Here is a 23625-nt window from a genome sequence, read left to right as displayed (position 1 = left end):
GTCGAACATGAACCGATTTAGAATTTTTCTCTTTCTCATTTTCTCATGCAGTTCGTTGTTGATTTCAGGAAACGGCGGCTCAGGATATTCACGATACGGCATCGGCGACCTGAAATATTTTTACTCTGACCGCGCAAGCGGAATGGCTAACACCGGCATCGCAGCGTTTTCTTCCAGCAGCATCGAAGGGCTCAATCCGGCTTCGTGGTCAACAATTAACCGAACTCGATTCTCCATTGGTGCGATGTACGAAGGATATAACACAACCGATGGAACCAACTCTGCATTTCTCAGCGGGACATCGTTCGGCGGATTCATGGTTGCATTTCCTGTCTATACTCCGTCGGGAATTGTTCTCGGCGCGGGCATCACTCCGTTCAGCACCATCAACTATAATATTGTGTCGAATGCCTCGTTCGGAAGTTTGTTGTACAACATCAATCATAAAGGCGAAGGCGGAATTTCCGAAAGTCATCTCGGTCTCTCATTCGCCCCGCATCCCGATTTCAACATCGGAGCGAAATACACTTACTACTTCGGCACAATGCGGCATATCGTCTCACAGAAATTCAGCATCTCGGAGTATTCCAATGCGGAAGAAATTCGTTCGATGCAGTTGCACGGGATGGGCGCTTCGTTCGGTCTGATTTATTCCGGCTTGAACAATATTCTTCATCTCGATACAAGTCGCTCGTTGACGCTTGGTTTGATTGCCGCAACCGCTTCAACCGTTTCAGGAACGGAAGAACATTTTTTGAAATATGATGCGACGAATCAGAGCGTAACAACGCGTGACACAATTTCACTTCCCGAATCTCAGTTTACGATTCCGTTTCGATTCGGCATCGGCGTTGCGTTTCGTACGCCGGAATTTCTTGTTGCAAGCGACCTCCACGTCCAGCAATGGAGCAATTTCTCCGGCAACGGAGTCGTCACCGGAAACTTCCGCGATAGTTATCGCTTCAGCATTGGCGGCGAGTTGTTTCCACGTCGTGAAGGAACGGCAACATTTTTCCAGCGCATCGCATACCGTGCAGGATTTTTCTACGACGCATCGTATTACAAAATCAATAACGAGCCGATTGATGAACTCGGATTCACGGGCGGGTTCGGCGTTCCGATTTTCAGCGACACTCGATTGAACATTGCCGCAGAATACAGTTTCCGCGGAACAACGAACAACGGTTTGCAGAAAGATAAAATTCTTCGACTCTCCTTTACGTTGAGCGGAAGCGAGCGTTGGTTCGTTCCATCAGAAGAAGAATAGGTGATGTATGATTGCTCTCGGCGCAGACCACGCAGGTTTTGAATTCAAAGAAAAAGTAAAAGAACTCCTGATTTCACTTGACTACGAGTTCATTGATTTCGGAACGCACTCTACCGAATCGGTTGACTATCCCGACTTCGCACACAAAGTAGCATCAGGAGTTTCCTCTGGAAAATTTGAAACCGGAATTCTTGTCTGCGGAACGGGAATCGGGATGTGCATCGTTGCCAACAAACATGAAAACGTCCGCGCCGCCGTTGTTGAATCGGTTGACGCCGCACGCTTCACACGTCTCCACAACGATGCAAACATTCTCTGCCTCGGCTCCCGCATCATTCCTTGGGAACGGGCAATCGAAATCATCAAAACATTTCTCACTACAGATTTTGAAGGCGGACGACATCAGAAACGAATTGAAAAAATCCACACGCTTACTTCACTTTGATATGAGTTTTGAGATTTGCGTTTTGAGATTTTAGGATTCAAGATTTATGATTGAAGATTTAAGATTGATTATTCATGAACCAACTTCAACAAAACGAAAATTTCTTTGTGTCCTTTGCGTATCAACTTTGTGCCCTTTGCGGTTTATAAAAATGTGAAATGAAAACAACTCCCGAACAAGAACTATGAATACACTAAACAAACGCGACCCCGACATCTTCCAAGCAATTCAAAACGAAACCAATCGTCAAAACACCAAACTCGAACTGATTGCCTCCGAAAACTTCGTCAGCACGGCTGTGCTTGAAGCGCTCGGCTCCACTCTGACAAATAAATACGCCGAAGGCTATCCCGGCAAACGCTATTACGGCGGGTGCGAATTTGTTGATGTCGCGGAAAACATCGCACGAGACCGTGTGAAAAAACTGTTCGGCGCGGAGTACGCGAACGTTCAGCCTCACTCCGGCTCACAGGCAAACATGGCTGTCTATTTCACCTTCATCAAACCGGGAGATAAAGTGTTGGGGATGAACCTTTCGCACGGCGGACATCTCACGCACGGTTCGCCGGTTAATTTCTCCGGACAATTGTACAACTTCGTTGCGTACGGTGTGAAAAAAGAAACCGGCTACATTGACCTCGACGATGTCGAAGCAGTTGCAACTCGTGAGAAACCGAAAATGATTACTGTCGGTGCGAGCGCATACTCACGCAACATTGATTACAAGGCATTCCGTCAGATTGCAGATAAAGTCGGTGCGTTTCTCTTTGCCGACATAGCTCATCCCGCCGGATTGATTGCAAAGAAATTGCTGAACGACCCGGTTCCCCATTGTCATGTCGTTACTTCGACGACGCACAAAACCCTGCGCGGTCCCCGCGGCGGTTTGATTCTGCTCGGAAAAGATTTTGAAAATCCCTTTGGCTTGGTTGCGCCGAAATCAGGCAGAACAAAAATGATGTCTGAGTTACTCGATTCAATGGTTATTCCCGGCATTCAAGGTGGACCGTTGATGCACGTGATTGCGGCAAAAGCAGTCGGCTTCCTCGAAAATCTTCAACCGGAATTTGAAACGTACGCGAAGCAAATCATCAAGAACGCACAAGCGCTCGCAAGTAAGTTGATGTCGCTTGGCTACAACATCATCTCCGGCGGAACGGACAACCACCTGATGCTGATTGACTTGCGGAATAAAAATCTTACAGGAAAAGCCGCACAGGAAGCGCTTGACCTTGCAGGAATTACCGTCAACAAAAATGCTGTCCCATTCGATGACAAGAGTCCGCTCATCACCAGCGGCATCCGTGTCGGCACTCCCGCACTGACAACCCGCGGAATGAAAGAACCGGAAATGGAAATTGTCGGTGAGTTGATTGATGAAGTGTTGAGGAATGTTGGAAAGACGGATGTGTACCGAGATGTGGAGAATAAAGTGAAATTGTTGTGTGAGAAGTTTCCGTTGTATTCTAAGTTGGTATAAACATATAAATAGGAAGGTTTTATGATTCGGATTATTTTCATCGTCTTATTATTTTTCATTACTTTTTCATCTGTGTTCTCACAATTTCCATACAACTCATCGTTAGATATTCCCTCCGATTCTCGAAGCATTTCAATGGGTGAATCGTTTGTAGCAGTCAAACATCCTATTTCTTCCTTATTGTACAATCCGGCTTCATATTCAGGCAAAAGAGGATTGATAATTTCTTATTCCTTACGCCGAGCTAATTTTTTTGACCAAATTAATGAAACTAAGTTGTATAATTTTTCAATGAGTTATTCGTCCATCTTAGGAGAGTTTGGTTTCATGTATAATCGGTATGATTGGGGTGAAGGAGTTGTGACTCTCAACGACCCTACTCCAATAGGAAAAGTCCACTTCTATGATCATGTATTTTTAGCAAAGTATTCAAAACTACTTTTGAAAAATTTTTCGGTTGGGATAATTGTCAAAACTTTTAATTTTGTTGAATCGCAAACTGAGGGGATTCCAGTTCCTTTAAATGAGACTTCTTCTTTACCGATCCTTATTGATATCGGGTCAATGTATTCAACCACTTTGGCAAAACAACTTCAATCTATTCATGATGAATTAATTTTCGGATGTTCTATTCAAAATTATGGAACAGATTACCGTGTGAAATCTCCCCCTGATCCAGTAGGACAAATCGAAGAACATTTTGAAAAACTCCCCCGTTACCTGCGCTTTGGTTTTTCATATTCATTGAAGTTCAAATCACCTCTCAATGAGAATTTAACTCCAGTTCAACTTTTATTAACGGGAGAATACAGAAACCTATTGAATGCTGATGAACGACAAAATGACTCTCGCGATTTTTGGGGCTATGGTAGTGAGATTTCCTTTTTTGAAGTCTTCTCTTTTCGCTTAGGTGGTTACATTAATCCTTATAGGAGCGTTTATGGTGAAAAGGGTAAACCATCAACCCGTTTTGGATTTGGTTTGAATATCCCTTTCGAAAGAATCGTACCTAATATTCCAATCACACTTTCTTTTGATTACAGTAATATTCCCCTCAATACAAGTGTGTATAATGGATGGGATATCACTGCAAACAATTCTTTGGACGTTTTTACAATTAGTCTGAAGTACAATAAAAATCTTTTTAGTAAAACCGAAAGTGAATAACTCAGACGAACATATTTCATCGGAAGAGCCCACCACCGACGAACGCGAAATGACGTTCCTCGACCACCTTGAGGAACTCAGGTGGCGCATCGTCAAGGCGTTGATGGGATTGATTATCTGCATGGCAATCACCGGATACTTTGCCGATTGGATTGTCAATGATGTCGTGCTTCGACCCGGACGATTGACCACTCCTCCCATCGAAATCATCAACACCGTACCGTACGGGCAAATTACGTTTTATATGATGGTTGTGATTGTCTCCGGCTTAATCCTTTCCATGCCATGGATTTTATTTCAGGTGTGGAAGTTCATTCAGCCAGGGCTGATGCCGAAAGAGCGGAAACATATTTCATCAATTGTTTTTTTTACTTCATTTTGTTTCCTTGCAGGCGTATCTTTTGCGTACTTTATTATGCTTCCGTACATGTTGCAGTTCTTTGCCACGTTCGGAACCTCCGACATCAAGAACATGATTTCGGTAAACGAGTACATGAGTTTCGTGATTCAGTTGGTTCTCATCTCCGGTTTGATTTTTGAACTGCCGATGGTTGCGTATTTTCTTGCACGGCTCGGATTACTCACGCCTGCGTTCATGCGGCATTACCGTCGCCACGCAATCGTTGCGATCCTGATTCTCGCCGCAATCGTTACCCCGACCACCGACCCGATAACTATGGGCGTGTTCTCACTGCCGATTTTACTTCTCTACGAAATCAGCATTTGGATTGCCGGCATCGCGCAGCGCAAACGAAACGCTTCACTTTCAACACCATAAAAGAGTTTATGTCATTTTCTGAAATCAAAGAACCCATCCGTCACGAACTTGACCGGTTTGAAGACCGCTTCAAAGAAGCGATGCGCTCGAAGGTTGCCTTCGTGGATGTCATAGCGAAATACATCGTTCGGCAAAAAGGGAAAAAAATTCGCCCAATTCTTGTTCTGCTCACAGCGAAAGCATGTGGCGAAGTAAACGAAAGCACCTACCGAGGCGCATCGCTCGTCGAGATTCTTCACACCGCCACACTCATCCACGACGATGTGGTGGATGATGCGGACACACGACGCGGACTCGCCTCCATCAACGCTGTGTGGAAAAATAAAATCGCCGTGCTGATGGGCGATTACATGCTGGCGAAAGGATTGTTGCTTTCGCTCGATAACAACGACTTTCAGTTCTTGAAAATTATTTCCGATTCCGTTCGCAGAATGAGCGAGGCAGAGATTCTCCAAATCAAAAAAAGCCGCGACCTCGATATTGATGAAGCAACATATTTGAAAATCATCTCTGACAAAACCGCCTCTCTCATTTCAACCTGCACACAAATCGGAACTGCAAGCGTCACGAAGGATTCAATACTCCTTCAACGAATGAAAGAATACGGCGAAAATCTCGGCATGGTGTTTCAGATTCGGGATGACTTACTCGATTACACCGGAAGAAAAAGTATCACCGGCAAACCGACCGGCTTGGACATGAAAGAAAAGAAAATTACGTTGCCGTTGATTCACTCGCTCGCAAAAGCGCCGACAAAGCAATCAAAGCAAATGCTCAAAATCATTAAAGACGGAGCAAATAAGAAGGATTTACAGCAACTCGTCGAGTTCGCCTACGAATTTGGCGGCATTGAGTATGCAGCGAAGAAAGCAGAAGAGTATTCATCGCTTGCCAACGATGCGCTTCAATCGTTACCAACTTCCCCCGCAAAGAAAGCGTTGGAACGTTTCGTGGAGTTTGTGATGGAGCGAAGTAAATAAGGAGGATGGAAGCAAAGTCTTCTTACAGATTTTCCTTCGCCTCTGTTCGTTTCTTCAACTCCCGAACCTGTGTAAAGAACTCTTCGAGATTCATCTCTTTCAAAAAGATAAACCCCCGAGCCGCACGCAGACGCGGGTGAGAATTCTTCAAAAAGAACTCTTCGCCAAGACATGTTTTCAACATCTCGTATTGCTCGACCTGTATTTTCTGAGCGAGTTTTGAAAATGGTCCATCATGTTCGTAACTCGGAAATGAGGCGGCTCTCTGAGAACCAAAACAATTCATAAATGCAGAGTGCAACATCGAAAGTGAATTCAAAGAAACCGGAACAAACAAATTCGCTTCTGCAGGTTTGAACCGATACCAGACATTCCTGTATCCCCACACTTTCACATCAGAAATTTTCGCTTCTTCCTGATATTTTTTTAACGCCCCTGCTACCGCCTGCAATGCTTTGTAATGCGTGTCCGGTCCACTTCCTTCGGGGTCGAACGCGACGCTGACAATATCCGGTTTCACTTCTTTCATGTATTCATAAATCGGAAGCGCGTCTCGGTGCAACTCCGGCTCATCGGTAAAAATATCTCCCGTGTAAAATCCCAACCGCAACGGACGGATTGAACTCGCTTCAATTCCGAAATATGCCCAGAGCAACTCGACCTCGAATTCGCGAAACGTTCCTTTCAGTGTTTGAACATCGTGCTTGTCTCTCGCTCCGGGGTATTGCATGGTAAAATATTCATGTAACTGTTTGATATGCTGTTTCAACGCATTCATGTCGGATGTTTGATAAACATCCGACAAATTTCGGAACAAGCGATATGCTTCAGCACGCTTCTTCTTTTCCGGATTATTTGCGGCAACCCCATCGAGGAAAAGATACACGTCTGCCATCCGTGCGATGGTATTTTCCGAAGCGAAGTAATCGTCCTTCAACAATCGAAGAAGTTCGGCATCGTCTAAAAAATCTTCTAACTCTTTCAACGTCTCAAGGACAAACGCGTTTGTTACTGCCGTAAACCCGGAAGTCAGATTTGCAAAGTAATGCTGGTTTGTTGCATCGCGAACGAGATGATACAAATGCGCAAGATAGCCAAGCATGATGTCATCGTGGTGCGGTTCGGTGTGCAAGAAGGTTGTTTGAGAAACATGCTTCAACCCTTTTTCGATATTCTGTATAATTCGCTGACGTGCTTGCAACGTAATTTCGAGATGAGAAGATAACGTCTTTTTGAGAAGCATCGAAGCAAACTTATCGCTTTCAAAATCATCTTTCGTTAATTCATGGAGCGGTTTGTTCTTCGATAAAGAAAGTGAAATGACAACATCGTCTCGTTCTGCTTCTGAATAGTTTTCCCTTGATGAGAAATCAAAATATTTCCGTTCAACAAGTTCCGATGCCGCGCCTTTGGTGAGATAGAACCTCGCGTTCTCCAACTCCTGAAGCACCGAAGCAGGATACTGTGGATTCTTTTCATGTTGGATTGCATCGGAAACAATTTTTGCCTTCGCGTCTCCTGCAGCAATAATAATTGCTGTGCAAGTAGGGTTGTACGTTATCGTCGCAAGTCCGATAGTAATGACAAGACGATTGCGCGAGGTTTCCATTCCTCCCAAATCCGTAGCCGCGGCGGCTTGCGTTTCGTAATTCGTTCCGGTGAGGCGCGTTACAGAATACACGCTTGAACCACGGACATTAAACGCAATGTGTCCATCGGGACCGATACCGCCGAGGAAAAATCCTATGCCGCCCATCTCTCGAATCTTCGATTCATACTCCATGCAAAACTCGTCAACACGATTGATGACGCTTTTTTGCAGCCGCTCAAGTTCGGTTCGTGTTTGCCTGATACGAAGGGTCAAGTCAACAATGTTGTCGGGAAAAACCTCTTCCATGTTCTTTCCCTCAGGAAGTCCGAGCGAGGTTGAATCAATCAGCAATGTTTTTCGTGCATCAAGACTAAATCCCTTGATGTAAAACTCGTTCACATAATAATTGAAACTGTTCTGCTGACGGCTGTCCATCGGATAAAACTCATCAATCTGAACAAACGAGAGACTTTGCATGTCGGGTTTTGTCCTTCCATCTACTCCGTACAGTTCAAGCAACTGCTGAATGTCTTTTGACTCCCACCGAGAAAGAATCCTCTGAACCCATTTAATGAAATGTTCAGGAGTTTTTCCCGTCGGCAGAGAAATAACTCCACCGCGATTTTTCTGTACCCACTCGATAAACCGAAGCGCAGTTAACTTTCCGAGTAACGGAAAATTCTCCACTTCAATCACTTGTATTTTTTCTGTTGGGGAATAGATTGATTGGTGCTTGCTTCTTGATAGTTCGAATGCTTCAACGCTTGAACTTGAGTTGTAAATTATCTGTGTCAATCAGTGTTCCTTTCCGTGCATCTCCGCCCGAGGCGGACAGGCGTGGTGAATTCTTTCAACATCTCTTGCACTTTATTTGCGTTCACAACCTGTCGCTTGGCATTAAACATTCGGGCATCAGAATATTCGACAACATCACACACCGCTTTACCAACATGAATTTCTCCTGCTCCCGTTTCCTCTATAATTCTGTTTATGTTTGATAACGTAATCCCGCTCGCCGGCATGATGATAATTCTTCCATTTGCCTGATGCACAAGTTCCTTCAACAAAGGCAATCCTTCCTCTGCTGTGTTTGCCTGTCCCGATGTAAGAAGTCGGTTACAACCGCATTGAATTATTTCTTCCAGCGACTGCAAAGGAAGTTGCACAACATCAAACGCACGATGAAACGTTACGCTCATTGGACGTGCAAGAGCAATCAATTCTTTCGTTCGTGCAACATCAACTGAGTATTCTTTCGTTAAAACTCCGAACACAACTCCATCCGCACCGAATTGCTTTGCTGTGATTATGTCCCACTTCATCACTTCAAACTCGGCATCGGAGTAACAAAAATCTCCGCTCCTCGGACGAATCATCACATGCAAGCGAATGGTGAGTACTTTTCTTGCAAGAGCGATCATGCCTGCGCTTGGGGTTGTTCCTTCAGAAATTAAATCACCGCATAATTCTACGCGAGACGCTTCTCCTTCCTGCGCGGCGAGCGCGGATTTTATAGAATCAACACAAATTTCTAACTGAATGTTCTTCATCAAAATCAATCGTCAATGACTCAATCGTAAATCCCCAATCCTAATTCAATCCTTCAAAAACTTCGATTTCACAACTTCAAACTTCCCATCCCGATACACCGAATACTCAAATCTTTTCTTGTAGCAAAATCCACCATGCTCGCCATCTTTGTTGAAGGCACAGAAGCCGTAAATGAACTTGCTTCTAATCGTATTAATGGTTTTTCTCCAGATTTTTTCCATTTAACCCAATCTCTTCCGGTTGCAGAGTTATAATTTTTCCGGCTCTTGAGATAACTATCGGTTGTCCGAGGCGACGGTGTCTTTCTAATGCATCGGCAATTGCTGCTTTAATGCCTGCATCAATATTTTCTCGTAATTGTTTCTTCTCTTCAACTGTCATTGTGTTTCCTTAATTATTTGATCCCAAACATTCTGAGAATAAACTACAATACGGTCATCTTCAGTCAGTTCAGCTACCGGAATTGGCGATTCATCCGAATTGTCGTACACAATCCATGTATCTGCAATAGGACGATACAATGTGACGAAATTTTTCCTTCCGCTTTCAAATCTTCTTTTGATAATTTCCTCAGATACATGATGTCCGCCAGAACTGACCCGTTTTATACACGCTCGATTGCAAGTTCAAGACTATTAAGCCAAAGATAGATGAGGTGGAATGTGTACCCTTTTTCTTTTGCATCTTTTATTAACGGTACAAACGTTCGTGACGCTAACGTGGTCTCGAAAGCAAAATCTGTTTTTTCATCAATGAGTGAATGGATACGTTTAAGCATCAATCGTCCCGCCTCAATTGATACAGTTTGGGTTAAACGCAGATAGACCACTTGCAATAGTATCTGCATTGACAAACTCATTACATTGAAGAAAATTCAGTAGAAGTTTGCTTGCTGTAGTGGTTTTTCCGGAACCATTCGCTCCACCAATAATATACAATCGTGGCATGAAGTAAATTAACAATTACTTTTGTAATATGAAACGACTTTTTCTCAAATAATTTCAATGTATTTTTTTTCAATCTACGGACTCAGGTTCATACATGACTCAGACGTAAATCCTCAATCCTACATCAATCCTTCAAATACTTCGACTTCACCACCTCATACTTGCCATCCTTATACACCGAATACTCAAATCCTTTCTTGTAGCAAAATCCACCGTGCTCACCATCTTTGTTGAACGCGCAGAAGCCGACAAGAAAACCGTTGTCTGCTTTGTACTGTGGTTGTTTGTGGAGAATTCGTTCAAGCGCAAGTTGACATGCTTCCTGCGGAGATTTTCCCTGTCGCATCAACTCAACTATCAAAAAACTGCCGCACACTTTGATGACCGCCTCACCGATTCCCGTTGCCGTCGCCGCACCGACTTCATTATCAACGTACAATCCTGCGCCAATCATGGGCGAATCGCCGACACGACCGCGAATCTTCCACGCCATTCCGCTCGTACTGCACGCGCCTGCCATATCGCCGTTCGCATCCATCGCAATCAAACCAATTGTGTCATGGTTTTCTTTCCGCTTTTTGATTGATTCGTCACTCGATTCTTTCAGCCATTTTTCATATTCCTTCTTCGCCTGCTCGGTCAGCAAATTTTCTTTCGTGAATCCATTTTCTAAGGCAAACTGTAACGCCCCTTCTCCGGCAAGATACACATGCTGAGTTTTTTCCATCACCAACCGTGCAACTGAAACCGGGTGAAGAATATGTTCAAGAAACACGACCGAACCGCAGTTTCCGTTTCCATCCATGATGCTTGCATCAAGCGTAACTTTGCCGTCCTTGTCAGGAAATCCGCCGCGCCCCACGCTTGTCACTTCCGGGTCTGCCTCAGGTATCATCACGGCTTTTTCCACCGCATCAAGAACACTCCCCCCGTTGAGAATTGTTTGATACGCGGTTTCGGGGACGATTTGTTTATAATCCCACGTGTTCACAACCAAAGGAGTTTTGAGTTTTGGGTTTTGAGTTTTGGGTATCAAGCGCTGAGAGGTGGCTAACGTGACTCCGGCGAGTGATGTTGTTTTGATAAAGGTTCTTCTGTTCATTTTTTTCTGTGTTCTCCGCGTCTCTGCGGTTTAAATACTCTTTTAGTTAAAGTGTTGAAATAATTCTTCCGTCTTCCCTGCTCATGAAGAGAACCGAAGTTCGTTGCGCAGGAACAATAACGTGTATTGATGTTTTCGCTTCAATGTGTTTGAAATTGATTTTGGTATCCCGGTCAGTTTCAGAAACAAATGTGTACATCACTGAATCCTTGAATATCGTCGGTAGGATTAAAACGCCCAGCGCTTCTTCTTCTAACGAAAAAGTCCGCTCAACGTTTGCTTGCTTCAGCGCGAGCGAATACAATACAACCGTTGCCTGAATCTGCTCTGATAATTCCACAGGGAGCGGAGACCAAATAATGTTTCCTTTCCCTCGTGGAATCAGATGGACTCCACCCGCGAGGTGGAGTCCATCTTTGCTACTTCGAAGAACTGCTTTTTCAAGTCGTTGAATCTTATTCCCCCGGAAACTCAACTGAATTTCATTCCCGTCAATGTTCAAAAATTCTTCCTGCATGATTGGTTGAACTGTTGCACTCAATCCGAGTTGTTTTGTTCGTTCAACCGGCAGACAATGCTCATCCGAATCGAACACTCCGGTAATAAGAACTGTCGAACCAGCTTCTGCAAATTTCAATAACGATGCCCACGCTTGTTGATTCAGAATTCTTGGCGATGGCACAACAAACAACTTCGGCGGTTGTTTCAATAAATCAATATTATACTCAGAAACTGCACGCATCGGCACCCGACAATGATAACACATCGCTCGTACACATTTCTGTGTTGCTTCTGTCGCGAAGTTTCTCGTCGAAAACATTTGTGAATGAGGAATCATCATGACGACATCCTCATCAATCCTGCCGTTCATTAAGTGACCATTCTCAGCAAAAAATTTCGAGTACTTGAGTATTGGCTCAAGTTCCGGCTTCGCAGTTCCGTCAACACGATGCGCGCCAATCGCCGCTTCGTTATCCGACTTCATGTACGGATTCGTATTCCAAACCCATTCAATAAAACCCGCACCGTTCGCGCCAAGGGAGAAGGCAAGTTTTCGTTCAAGCAGGTTTGCAACTTCCTGCTCTGTTCGCCATGCACTGCCGCCGGGCTTTTCATAAAACATAACGCCTGTTTCTTCTACGAGATTTGGCTTACCGGGCGCTTTCGTCATGATGCTGTCCCACAACAGGTCATCATTGTACCACCAGTTGTGCAGGCAAGTGAAATCAACCACGCCTGCATAGAATTGCGGACTTGGTCGCTCGAAGGTTCCGCCTTCATCCTGTCCGACTGTAATGAGTTGATTCGGATTTCCGTTTGAACGAATCGCCTTTGTCATCTCCTTCACCCAATTGTTGAACATTTCTTGTGCGAACAAACGATAGTCAACAACTTTCATCGGACGCCGTTCATTGAAAATGTTCATGTCGGCAAAATCATCCAACGATGGAAGCGTGATTGCTTCGTCCGCCGTGCAACGATACACCTCCTGCAACTTCGTTGTCAACTCTTCATCACTCGTTGTTTGATATTTTTCCTTCAGCCACTTGTTCCATGCCTCTACTTCAAAGCGGTCGCCGTTCGGTCGCGTGAGCCAGAGTTGATTGGGATTCGAAAACGACGGCTCGTTGATAAAATCCCAAATGATGTCATTGACAGTTCGATACCGATGAGTGAATGCGGCAATAAATTCTTTCTGTGCATTCACCGAGCGCGGGTCAAGATACGGATTTTCTCCTCCCCACATTTCGGGCAGGAACGCGAAGAACGTGAAGATGACGGGAATGTCATGCTTCTTCGCCGTCAGCAGAAACGCATCAACAGCACGCAACACACCTTCCGTCGGAGCGCCGACATCGAGCATATAATTTTTCCACGCTGTCCAGATTCCTGTCCGTACCATGTTGATGTTTGCTTCTTTCATCTCAGCAAAATCATTCTCCCACACAAATACATTCGGCTCAAACAAAAACTTCCGATGCACATCCGAACCCATGTATGAGGTTCCGGTGACAGGATATGGTTTTCCATCACGAAGCAGATACGATTCATTTGTCGTGAACGGCTTTCCACGTTCCATCAGTTTTTTATCATACACCCAAAAGCCCGTTGTGTATGAAAGAAATTCTGCCCATTCCAAATGTGGAAAGCGAATCTTCTGTTTCACTTGCACTTGATAAAATCCCGGCGCGAATGAAGTTCGTTTCGATGTAAGATAGCCAGTCAATAATTCCCCATTTCCCTGAAGTTGAACTGCTTGTTTCTCAATTAATTTTCCTCTCTCATTCAAAATCTCAACAGAACATCCTCCATCACTCCACGACTCCGAAACTCCATTACTCCATCGCTCCATTACCCCCTTTGGATTTCTTAATTGAATTGTGAACGATGGAATTTCCCCTTCATGATAACACGCAAAAGAACATCGTGCAGTCAAATCCATGGCTCCGCATGCCGCCCGCTCAACAAGAACCTGAATCACAACCTTTTCGATTATACCCTTGAAGTTTACAAGAACCCAACGTCCACCAGCATAGTCGCCCATCATTCTGTCAATCTCGACGATTGGCGCGGCAACTTTTTTCTTGTCCTCAGAATATCCGTACGCAAGCGCTTTCAGGTTTGCATCACGAGCACCCGCGGGTCCATCTTCGTTTGGAAAATCTTTCGTCTCTGTGAAGCGAACATAGAGTTCATACACTTCTTCAACCGTTGTTAGGTGGACTCCACCCGCGAGGTGGAGTCCACCTGTTGCTACAGGAAATGCTTGAGTAATTCCAATCTTTTTATGATATGCCGTTTGACGAACTTCTTTCCTCCATCCATCTCCCTCTTTCACGACAGGAAGATCGAACGGAATGCCTCCAAGGTTCACCCAATTGCCGCCTGCTTTCAAATACTTGATGATTGCACCCCACGCCTGTTTAGGAAATGCAGAACCATACGGCAACACAAGCACATCGAACGATTGAACATTCAACCGCTCTTTCAACTCATTGAGATTGAGAAATTCGACATGAGAATCCTTGAGTGCATCGCGCAAAAATTCTTTTGTGATTGACATTCCATCTTCGACAGGAAACCCTTCGTCGAAGAAAACAGCAACGCGTAACTTCTTTTTCGATTCTTGTTTTTCGTCTGTGAACAGCGGAAACGAGTAGGCAACAGTTGCAAGGGCAAGCGTGCTTGTTGATTTGATGAATTCGCGGCGGTTATACTTCATTGCTTTTTATTAAACTCCTCCAACACTTCATCCACCGGTTCCCACAATTCAATCTTATTTCCTTCGAGGTCAACAATCCAACCGAACTTGCCGTAATCGTACACCTCAGTTTTCTCTTCGACGTGGACGCCTTCCGCTTTCAACTTCGCAAGCATCGCATCGAGATTCTTCACACGGAAGTTAAACATGAACTGTTTCTCGCTCGGCTGAAAGTACGTTGTTGTTTCTTTGAAGACGCTGAACTCTGTTCTTCCAATCTTCGATGGATGTTCCCGTTCACGCCACTTGAATGTGTTCCATGTATTTTCTCCGAAGTGTGTTCCGAGATGTTCGTCGTACCATGTTGTTAGCGCCTTCGGGTCTTTTGATTTAAAGAAGACTCCGCCCAATCCTTGGATTGCATTCTCATCTTCTTTGCCTTCAGAATATTTTTGCATGATATCAAACGGAATTTTTACATCAGCATATACTTGCCAGAGTTTAATCTTCCCATCCTCGACAATCGCTTTCCATGATGCAGGCAATCGCCAATGCGCATCAGGATTGTCACTCATTCCTCTAAATGTTCCACTTGCATAACCGAATATTGAAACTGTGTTTCCATTTTCAAACATTTGTTCAACTTCAATTTTGTAATCAGGAAACAACGCAAAGTAACCGAGCCAACCGGTTTTCATTTTCTCTTTACCGTCATACCTGTTACCGTGTGAATCAATGAATGTATGGTCATCAGACATTAACGATACAATTCCATCAACGAACACGGAATTGATATGCGAAATAAAACTCTTTACAACAGATAGCATTTGTTCATTTTTCATTTTGAATTTTGCATTGAATTTCATCTACAAACAACCACGCCTTCTCACCTTTGCCCTTGTGCCAATCGGGACAACGCCCCACATTCTTCGCTTGAACACGAACGTATCTCGCTTGTTGATTTTTCAGGTCCGCTGTAAATTCTTTCAGCAATGCCCCTTCATCTTCCGGCGAGATGTCATTTTGAATTGTCTGTTCATTCGCGAAATTCTTTCCATCATCAGAAAAAGAAAATGTTACAAGGGTAGGGAAGAAAATCCATGAGTTGTTGTCCTGCAAACAACCAAGCGTTACCTGCTGTATCTCCTTCGATGCACCAAGGTCAAGTACGGCATCAAGGTCAACTTCGTGATACCCTTGCCACTCACCATTTCTGAAATCCGTTCCGCCTCGGATGCCGTCAATGAGGGCATCGTTACCTCCGGCTGTATATTGAGCATCAAATTTTGTGTGAAGCGAAAGCATTCCAACCGACTTGAATTGTGTGAACACTGCGCTCATGAATCGGCTGTCAATCATTCCTTCTTTCACAGCGATTGCTTTTACAGTAGTTGTCTTGTTCAACCAAAGCGGAGACTGATACAGATGTGAAGATGTTGTTGGCATTGTTCCATCCAACGTATAAAATATTTTCGCATCGCTTGTTGATGTCACCAACCGAAGTACTGTTGAATCGGAAAATGTTTTTTCCGTTGCTTCGATATACGGAACAACAACAATTTCTTTTGTTGATGCTGAACTCTGTCTGACTTCGCTTCCCCATGCTTCGTTCGGGCGAGGACTCATTTTCAATTGCAGAGTTCCGCCATTTATTAACTCATCATGCAGGAAGAATGAAGACGAAAGCGGGTTTCCGTTCAGCACCGCAGATTGAATGTATTTGTTCTTTGATGAATTCTCGTCGGCTTGAATAACAAACGACTTCCCGTTTTCCAAATGAATTGTTACTTTCTTGAATAACGGACTGCCGATTGCATACGTCGGTTCGCCGGGGCAAACCTGATAAAATCCCAACGCGCTCATCACGTACCATGCAGACATCTGTCCGCAATCATCGTTGCCGCAAATTCCATCCGGCTTTTCCGTGAAGAGCGAATCCATAATCATTCGGACTGTTTCCTGAGTCTTCCATGATTTGCCTGCATAGTTGTACAAGTACGCAACGTGGTGACTCGGTTCGTTTCCCTGCGCGTATTGTCCGAACATGCCCGAAATATCCGACTGCTCTCTTCCCGTCATCTTCGATGAACTGTTGAACATCGAATCAAGCATCGAGACAAATCCATTCGCTCCGCCCATGAGTTTCATCATTCCATCAACATCGTGCGGCGCGAAGAAATTATATTGCCACGAATTCGCTTCCGTAAAATGAAACGTCACCGAAGTCGGGTCAAACGGTGTTGCCCACATTCCGTTCACTCGTGCCCGCATGAACCCCGTTGATACATCAAACATATTTTTATAGAACTGAGAACGCTCAGTGAATTGCTCAAACACATCATTCTTGCCAAGCGATTTTGCAAACTGAGCGATGCACCAATCGTCATAGACATATTCGAGCACCTTGGAAACCGACTCGCTCTCCTTTTCTCCGGGAATATATCCGTGTGTCCGGTAATGTTCGAGACCGTAACGATTCGCATTCGCACTTGCGAGCATCGCCTTCATCGCTTTCTCTGAATCGAAATTGTTGATGCCTTTCACATACGCATCAACAATCACCGGAACGGAATGATATCCAATCATGCACCACGTTTCATTCGAAGCAAGTTCCCACACCGGAAGCGTTCCGCTCTCATCAAACTTTGCCAACAATGACTTGACAAAATCGAGCGTCCGCTTTTGGTCAATAATGGTGAGGAGCGGATGTTCGCCCCGAAACGTATCCCACAGCGAAAAGACCGTGTACATGTCGAAGCCGCTCGCTTTATGAATTTTCCCATCCATGCCGCGGTACTGTCCGTCAACATCGGAAAAAATATTCGGCGCAATCATGGCGTGGTATAACGCTGTGTAAAATGTTGTGAGTTGCTCCTTTGTTCCACCTTCGACTTCAATCTTGCTCAATTCTTTTTCCCATGCCTGCTCTGCTTCTCTTTTCACCTTATCAAAATCCCATCCCGGCATTTCTTTTTCAAGATTTTTCCTCGCCCCTTCGATGCTCACCGAAGACAACCCGACCTTTACCACCAACGATTCCGTTCGTTCCGTCTTGAATCGCATAAAAAATTTCAGATTTGTCCCTTTCCATTCCGGGAAATAGGGCGTGATGGAATCGTTCTCGACAATCCCGAATGCTTTGAACGGCTTCGAGAATTTTGCTACGAAATAAATCCGTTGGTCTTTCGCCCAACCTTCCGAGCGGCGGTAACCGGAAACTTCCGTCAAATCAGAAAACTCAATCTTCGAATCGAGTACTTTATCGGGACCAAGTCCATGTGTCAAATCAATAACGATATTCGCGCTGTCGGTTTTTGGAAACGTGTAGCGATGCACACCAACTCGTTGTGTCGCGGTCAACTCGGCAAGGATGTTGAACGATTTCAATTTCACCGCGTAGTATCCGGGACTTGCCCGTTCTGTTTTATGATTGAAGACCGACTTCTTACTGAACGCACCGTCCTTCAATTCACCAACGCTCGGTGTGAAGAGAATGTCGCCGTAATCCGCAACACCTGTTCCGCTCAGATGCGTGTGGCTGAATCCGAGAATGAGCGAATCGGAATAATGATACCCGCCGCACGCATCCCATCCTTCAACACGAGTATCGGGACTGAGTTGCACCATCCCGAACGGAACAGTTGCACCCGGAAATGTATGTCCGTGTCCGTCCGTTCCGATGAATGGATTGACATGTTTAGTGAAGTTTGCAGGCTGAGAGAATGAAAATGAGAGAAGGAAAAGAAATCCTGAAAGAAGATAAATAAATTGTTTCATCGTTTGTTGCTTTTTCTTGTTGTACGATATGGAACGTATGGTTCATCAACCCGAAATCCTATCGGACGTTTTGGCTTTTCCGGCGGTATCATCAGTTGACGAATTGCATCGAAGACTATTTTGAATTGAGCATCATATTTTTTCTCAAGTTCTTCAAGTTTGTGAGCTAAATCTTTATTCGCCGTGAGAATCTCCCTCAAACGAACAAACGTTCTCATGATTTCGACATTTACATGCACTGCCCTATCGCTTTGTAAAACACTTGAAAGCATTGCTACACCCTGCTCTGTAAAGGCATAAGGTAAATATCTCGTACCACCCCAACTTGAGGTGCCAAATTGGTACCTCAAGTTATTCCATTCTTCTTGAGAAAGTTGAAAGACAAAATCTACTGGAAAACGATTTTTATTTCTCTTGACTGCACGCTTCAACGCCTTCGTTTCTACTTCGTACAACTGAGCAAGATGAAAATCCAACATCACTTTCTGTCCGCGTATCAGCAGAATTTTATTTTCAATTATTTCTTTGAGTATAATATTTGTGGTTGCCATAGATGTAAAATATTTGAAATTCCGAATTGAATATACGTTCTATTTCAACAAAAAACATCTCAAAAAAGAAGTGTTACAACATCTACGGTCATTGACACACGAGGTTCTCACAGAAGAACTTAATTAACAATTGACCGTTGACCATTCACTCACTGAGCCGTAGGCCATTGACAATTATTTATTAATCCTCACCAGAGCCACCCCATGCCACGGAACTTCCACATCAAACTGCTCTTCGTACATTCCTAAATCTTCCTGTCGCCACACATCACGCACGGTAAATCTTCCATTGAAGCCAAGACTTGAAGCAGGCAATGATATTATAGTTTTCGATTTCTTTTCCCATTCAAAATAATCCGCCGGAGATTTCTTTTCATCATCGCCAACATAAAACAATCCAACCGCTTTCGAACCGTCTTCCAACTCTTTCACCCAAATTTGTTTCCCGTCTTGATTGAAGATCCGTTCTGCCTGTTTGCCCAGCGGGTCTTGATTGATTTCGATGACTTCATCATTCGTAAGAAGGTTCAGCGTGAAATCATCCATGCGGCTCAAATCGCAGCCGATGAGAAGCGGCGATGCGAGCAAACTCCACAAACTGATATGCGTGTATTGTTCATCGGGAGTAAGACGCGATGGATGAAGTTGCGGTCCCCAACCGACCAGACCAACCACCAGCATATCCGGGTCGTTCCAATGTCCGGGCTTTGCATATCGTTCATGTCCCGACTCACCGAACCCAATCTTCGACATGCTTGACCATGTGTCAGTGATATCGCCCGTTGTTCGCCAGAGATTTCCTCCGACTTCCTCTCCCCATTCCCACACATTCCCCATTCCATATTGACACAAACTATACACGATGTCGCGTGGAACTTTATCGAGCGCGGAACGCATCACCTGATACGGTTTCTTCAACTCCGGCAAACTTCTGTCTTTCGCAATCCGACCGTACGAACACCAATCGTATTTCAAATAATCAATTCCCCATTCTCCGTATCGCTGTGCATCATGCAATTCGTACTGATAACTTGCAGTAAAACCAGCGCACGTGAGTGGTCCGGGTCCCGAGTAGATTCCCAGTTTCAATCCTTTGCTATGAACGTAATCGCTAAGCGCTTTCATGTCAGGAAATTTTTTGTTCGTGTTGACCATTCCTTCTGCATCTCGTATCTCGCCCTTCAGCAATTCATCATCTGTTTCCGGTTTGATCTCCCAGCAATCATCAATGTTAATATATGTCCAACCATGATTCACCAAACCGGAAGAAACCATCGCATCGGCTGAAGCGCGTACCTTTCCATCATCCACTGCGCACGCCCAGCAGTTCCAACTATTCCAACCCATTGGAGGCGTGAGGCAAATTTTCTCACCGACAGAAATTTTCAATTCACGTTCTGCTTGTCCAAGTTCATTCTTTGCAACGAGAGTTACGTCGTAATCGCCGCGCTTTTCAATTTTTCCTGTAATTTGTCCTGTTGATGCATCAAGAGATAATCCTTCCGGCAAGCCCTTTGCATCGAATGTCATCGGTCGCATGCCGGTTGCCGCAATAGTATAGAGGAACGGATTCCCCGGACGCACGCCAAACACTTTTGCGCTATTTATCTTCGGCATGTCGGATGGTTTTGGTGTGAGAATGTACGGCTCGACACTTCGCTTTGAGACAAGTCGAGAGGAAGAAACCGGCTCAGTCATTTCAAGTTTCGCATCACACCAATCGGCATGGTCGTAATCAATTCCATCATCACTCCCCGTGACAAGCAACCCAAGTTTGTTGATAGATGAAATATCAATATCAATCTTTCTTGCCGAATCTGTCGCTTTCATAATTCCGCTTTGCCAGAGAATCTTTTTATCACCAAGGATAATGAACTCAATGCTTGCAATTTCGTTTTCTGTTTCATCATCAACTCCTACAAACGCGGTGAACCGTTTTCCTTTTCCATCCAACTTCAGCAGGAACGTACTGACCGCGTGTGTTCCAACTCCTCGCTCAAATTTCTGTCCACCGACCGAGAGCGGGTTTTCATCAACCGACTTCTTTGCGTGCGGACTTCCCCAACCGATTTCCATCGCGGAAAGGTCAAGTTCATCAAGCCAGATGGTTTGGGAAAACAAAGGAGAAATTAGACAGAACAGAGAAATGATGAGAGAGAGAAATAGGTTTTTCATAGATGTTCCGATGGAGGTTACAGGTTTGAGGTTTCCGGTTTGTGGTCTTAAGTTCCAGGATTCATGATTGGAGATTTAGGATTGAAGATTATTGAAGTAAAACATTGACAGAAATCGAACAAGTTCTACTTATACCACGCAACAAAATAAACTATACTGCCACTCCCCGCTCATAATCAAAAACGGGGACGGAAACAATTTTTACCGGTTGAAATTTATGTTTTGCAATCGCCATAATTTCATCTGTTACTTCAGGAGAATATGTTCGTTCACCGCATCGTGTACAAACTTCTGCAGAAACATTCTCCACGAAGAGTTGCTTGTCTTTTTCTTCAAACACGAACGTAACTTTTTTACCTTCAATTGTTCCTCCACAAATGACACACTTGTTCATAATTATTTCCTTATGCTAAAATTAATCCATTCATTTTCGTCTGGTTCATAGACGGTTATTACTGCAACTCTCGGAGATACAACTGAACACGATATCAATCTTTTAGAATTGCAATTGCAAACCAACAATATCATTTCTGATCTTTTCAACTGTATCCTTTAGTGGTTGTAATTCCTTTTTAACTACCTGCCACGTCAATTTTAAATCCACACCGAAGTATTCATGGATTAATACATCCCGCATCCCTGCTATCTTCTTCCATGGAGTTTCGGGACTCATTGACTTCACATTCGTTGGTAAACGTTTCACTGCTTCCTCGATAATTTCCAATCTTCTGATAACCATATCTTGTATGCGGATTGATTGAAAAAAGTCAGTTTCAGCAATCCCTCGAGTATATTCTTCAATAAGAGCAATGCTCTCCAGAATATATTCAAGATAAATTTCCGGGTGCTTCTTGATAAAAGATTTCTTGTTCGTCAAGGATTGCATCCCGCAACCTTATGTGAACACCGTTATAGGTAACAACATCAACATCCATCCCGAGAAGTTCATTCAAATCAAGTTGAAGACCCACGAGATCAAATAACGATTTACCTTCTTGAAATTCAACTAGAAAATCAACATCACTTTGGTCTGTATTCTCGCCCCGAACAACTGAACCGAACAAAGCGGCTTTTTTCACGCCATTTTTTCTCAGAATAGGAATCGTCCGTGATTTTATTTGTTCTTTGTTTAACATAATTGTTTCAAGGTAGGAAAAATCAAAGCAAAACAAAAAACAACAAACTGGAAACAGAAAACTGTAAACTGGAAACCATCAACTGTAAACTGGAAACCATCAACTGTAAACAAAAAATCACATCTCCATCACTTGCAACTTGCGTGGCGTCTTCCATTTCCCATCTGTAAAATCAGGAAACTTTACCGGCTCGCCGTTCAGAGAAATTGATTTACCACTCAGTTCCGTTACAGCAGAAATTACTGCCGCATCATAGACATCCATATCGGGCTCAACTCCTTTCAACAATGAATTGATGAGACGATAATCTTCGATGAAATCCATGCCACCATGTCCAGCACCTTTGCTTTGTTCTTCCAGTTCAACCCAAATCGGGTGCATGTATTGTTTCATGTATTCCTCAATCGGTTCCCAGCGATGCGGTTCACTCTTTCCTTCGATGTAGATTTTTGGTTCAGGATATTTTCGCACGATGCCTTTCGTCCCCTGAACTAAAATATCCCGGCTGTATGGACGGGGAGAACTCGTGTCATGCTTCAGAATAATCGTTTCACCGTTCATTGTTTTGATGAGCGTTGTAACGACATCGCTCAGAACAAATTCCTCTTTCGCCTGCGGACTATCAGCGCCGAATTTTTCCACTGCATAGAGATGCAGTCCGCGGGTTTTCGTTCCGACAGAAACGAGATAATTGAAATAATTTCCCCGGTTGATATCCAGACATTGAGCGACGGGACCAAGTCCGTGCGTCGGATACAAATCTCCGTTCCGTTGCATCGAATGTTTCCTCCGCCAGAGTCCTTCACCTTCCATGTCATGCTTCACGTCGCGTAAGTCATGGAGATACCCGCACTCTGCATGAAGCAGTTCACCAAACATTCCTTTTTTCACCATGTTCAAAATCATCATCTCAACTTTATCGTAATTACAGTTCTCCATCATGATACAATGCTTGCGTGTCTTTTCAGATGTTTCAACTAATTGCCAGCACTGTTCAATCGTCAGGGCGGCGGGAACTTCCACTGCGGCGTGCTTGCCGGTCTTCATCGCTTCGAGACACATCGGCACATGCCACTCCCACGGTGATGCAATAAAAACCAAATCGAGGTCATCCCGTTCGCACATCCGTTTGTAGTCGGTGTCGCCGCGAGAATATCCATCGGGCTTTTTGAATCCTGCTTTTTCCACCATTTCTTGTACACGTTGCACCTTGCTTTCCACAATATCGCAGACTGCCCGAACTTCCGCTCCTTTAATCTTCAGAAGATTCTCGACATGTGCGCTCCCCATTCCACCAACACCAATATAACCGATGCGAACAACATCAAGCGGCGGAGCGTTGTAGCCCATCATGCTCTCTTGTGAAAGTGAAGCTCGTGCATCGTTGTGCAACATCCGGGTTGCAAGAACGCCGCTTAATCCGGCAGTTCCAATTTTTAAAAATTCACGGCGTTTAATTTCGTTCATTGTGTATTC

The 23625-nt window shown here is 44.3% G+C and carries 19 protein-coding genes and 1 pseudogene; 6 read left to right on the top strand and 14 right to left on the bottom strand.

Features of this window, described 5'->3' with window-relative positions; genetic code table 11:
* The first annotated feature begins 7 nt into the window (after positions 1-7).
* From HY960_10170 to HY960_10145, 6 genes are all read left to right on the top strand, one after another.
* Positions 8-1267 (top strand): hypothetical protein, encoded by a 1260-nt coding sequence (locus tag HY960_10170; GenBank protein MBI5216104.1) that lies wholly within the window; start codon positions 8-10, stop codon positions 1265-1267.
* 7 nt (positions 1268-1274) lie between these two features.
* Positions 1275-1712 (top strand): ribose 5-phosphate isomerase B, encoded by a 438-nt coding sequence (gene rpiB, locus HY960_10165; protein ID MBI5216103.1) that lies wholly within the window; start codon positions 1275-1277, stop codon positions 1710-1712.
* Between the two features lie 184 nt (positions 1713-1896).
* A complete protein-coding gene (locus tag HY960_10160; GenBank protein ID MBI5216102.1) occupies positions 1897-3192 on the top strand; it encodes a serine hydroxymethyltransferase in 1296 nt (431 codons plus the stop codon).
* 21 nt (positions 3193-3213) lie between these two features.
* The gene (locus HY960_10155; protein ID MBI5216101.1) at positions 3214-4359 is read left to right on the top strand and encodes a hypothetical protein; all 1146 of its coding nucleotides are present in this window, start codon (positions 3214-3216) and stop codon (positions 4357-4359) included.
* 49 nt (positions 4360-4408) lie between these two features.
* Positions 4409-5137: a twin-arginine translocase subunit TatC gene (gene tatC / locus HY960_10150; GenBank protein ID MBI5216100.1), complete on the top strand. Its 729-nt coding sequence runs from the start codon at positions 4409-4411 to the stop codon at positions 5135-5137.
* Between the two features lie 8 nt (positions 5138-5145).
* Complete coding sequence (locus HY960_10145; GenBank protein MBI5216099.1) at positions 5146-6117, top strand: polyprenyl synthetase family protein; 972 nt, start codon at positions 5146-5148, stop codon at positions 6115-6117.
* 22 nt (positions 6118-6139) lie between these two features.
* On the opposite strand, the gene HY960_10140 is transcribed toward HY960_10145, so the two are convergent.
* The 14 genes and pseudogenes from HY960_10140 to HY960_10075 form a co-directional block, all read right to left on the bottom strand.
* Positions 6140-8503, bottom strand: a complete 2364-nt coding sequence (locus HY960_10140; protein MBI5216098.1) for a 6-phosphogluconolactonase — start codon at positions 8501-8503, stop codon at positions 6140-6142.
* Positions 8500-9258 (bottom strand): copper homeostasis protein CutC, encoded by a 759-nt coding sequence (locus HY960_10135; protein MBI5216097.1) that lies wholly within the window; start codon positions 9256-9258, stop codon positions 8500-8502. The genes HY960_10140 and HY960_10135 overlap by 4 nt, the downstream gene beginning before the upstream one ends.
* A gap of 193 nt (positions 9259-9451) precedes the next feature.
* Positions 9452-9640, bottom strand: a complete 189-nt coding sequence (locus HY960_10130; protein MBI5216096.1) for a hypothetical protein — start codon at positions 9638-9640, stop codon at positions 9452-9454.
* Positions 9637-10206 (bottom strand): annotated as a pseudogene (locus tag HY960_10125) (zeta toxin family protein). Before HY960_10125 ends, HY960_10130 begins: the two are co-directional and overlap by 4 nt.
* Before the next feature lie 124 nt (positions 10207-10330).
* Complete coding sequence (locus tag HY960_10120) at positions 10331-11308, bottom strand: N(4)-(beta-N-acetylglucosaminyl)-L-asparaginase (GenBank protein MBI5216095.1); 978 nt, start codon at positions 11306-11308, stop codon at positions 10331-10333.
* 46 nt (positions 11309-11354) lie between these two features.
* Entirely contained in the window at positions 11355-14531 is a 3177-nt protein-coding gene (locus tag HY960_10115; protein ID MBI5216094.1) for a cellulase family glycosylhydrolase, read from the bottom strand.
* Positions 14528-15352 (bottom strand): nuclear transport factor 2 family protein, encoded by an 825-nt coding sequence (locus HY960_10110; protein ID MBI5216093.1) that lies wholly within the window; start codon positions 15350-15352, stop codon positions 14528-14530. The genes HY960_10115 and HY960_10110 overlap by 4 nt, the downstream gene beginning before the upstream one ends.
* Complete coding sequence (locus HY960_10105; protein MBI5216092.1) at positions 15342-18287, bottom strand: glycoside hydrolase family 92 protein; 2946 nt, start codon at positions 18285-18287, stop codon at positions 15342-15344. Before HY960_10105 ends, HY960_10110 begins: the two co-directional genes overlap by 11 nt.
* Positions 18284-18838: an ORF6N domain-containing protein gene (locus HY960_10100; GenBank protein MBI5216091.1), complete on the bottom strand. Its 555-nt coding sequence runs from the start codon at positions 18836-18838 to the stop codon at positions 18284-18286. Before HY960_10100 ends, HY960_10105 begins: the two co-directional genes overlap by 4 nt.
* A 174-nt stretch (positions 18839-19012) precedes the next feature.
* Complete coding sequence (locus tag HY960_10095; protein MBI5216090.1) at positions 19013-21013, bottom strand: NPCBM/NEW2 domain-containing protein; 2001 nt, start codon at positions 21011-21013, stop codon at positions 19013-19015.
* Positions 21014-21164: 151 nt separating this feature from the next.
* Positions 21165-21407, bottom strand: a complete 243-nt coding sequence (locus HY960_10090) for a YgiT-type zinc finger protein (GenBank protein ID MBI5216089.1) — start codon at positions 21405-21407, stop codon at positions 21165-21167.
* A gap of 102 nt (positions 21408-21509) precedes the next feature.
* The gene (locus tag HY960_10085) at positions 21510-21869 is read right to left on the bottom strand and encodes a DUF86 domain-containing protein (protein ID MBI5216088.1); all 360 of its coding nucleotides are present in this window, start codon (positions 21867-21869) and stop codon (positions 21510-21512) included.
* Positions 21841-22149, bottom strand: coding sequence for a nucleotidyltransferase family protein (locus HY960_10080; protein MBI5216087.1), 309 nt, complete (start codon positions 22147-22149; stop codon positions 21841-21843). Before HY960_10080 ends, HY960_10085 begins: the two co-directional genes overlap by 29 nt.
* Before the next feature lie 117 nt (positions 22150-22266).
* Positions 22267-23616 carry a Gfo/Idh/MocA family oxidoreductase gene (locus tag HY960_10075; GenBank protein ID MBI5216086.1) on the bottom strand — a complete coding sequence of 450 codons (1350 nt, stop codon included), beginning with the start codon at positions 23614-23616 and terminating at the stop codon, positions 22267-22269.
* Positions 23617-23625: the final 9 nt, after the last annotated feature.

The organism is Ignavibacteriota bacterium (genome assembly GCA_016212665.1).
Classification (GTDB): Bacteria; Bacteroidota; Ignavibacteria; order UBA10030; family SZUA-254; genus FW602-bin19.
Note: the sequence above shows the minus strand (reverse complement) of the source record. Positions and strands in the feature narration are given on the sequence as shown.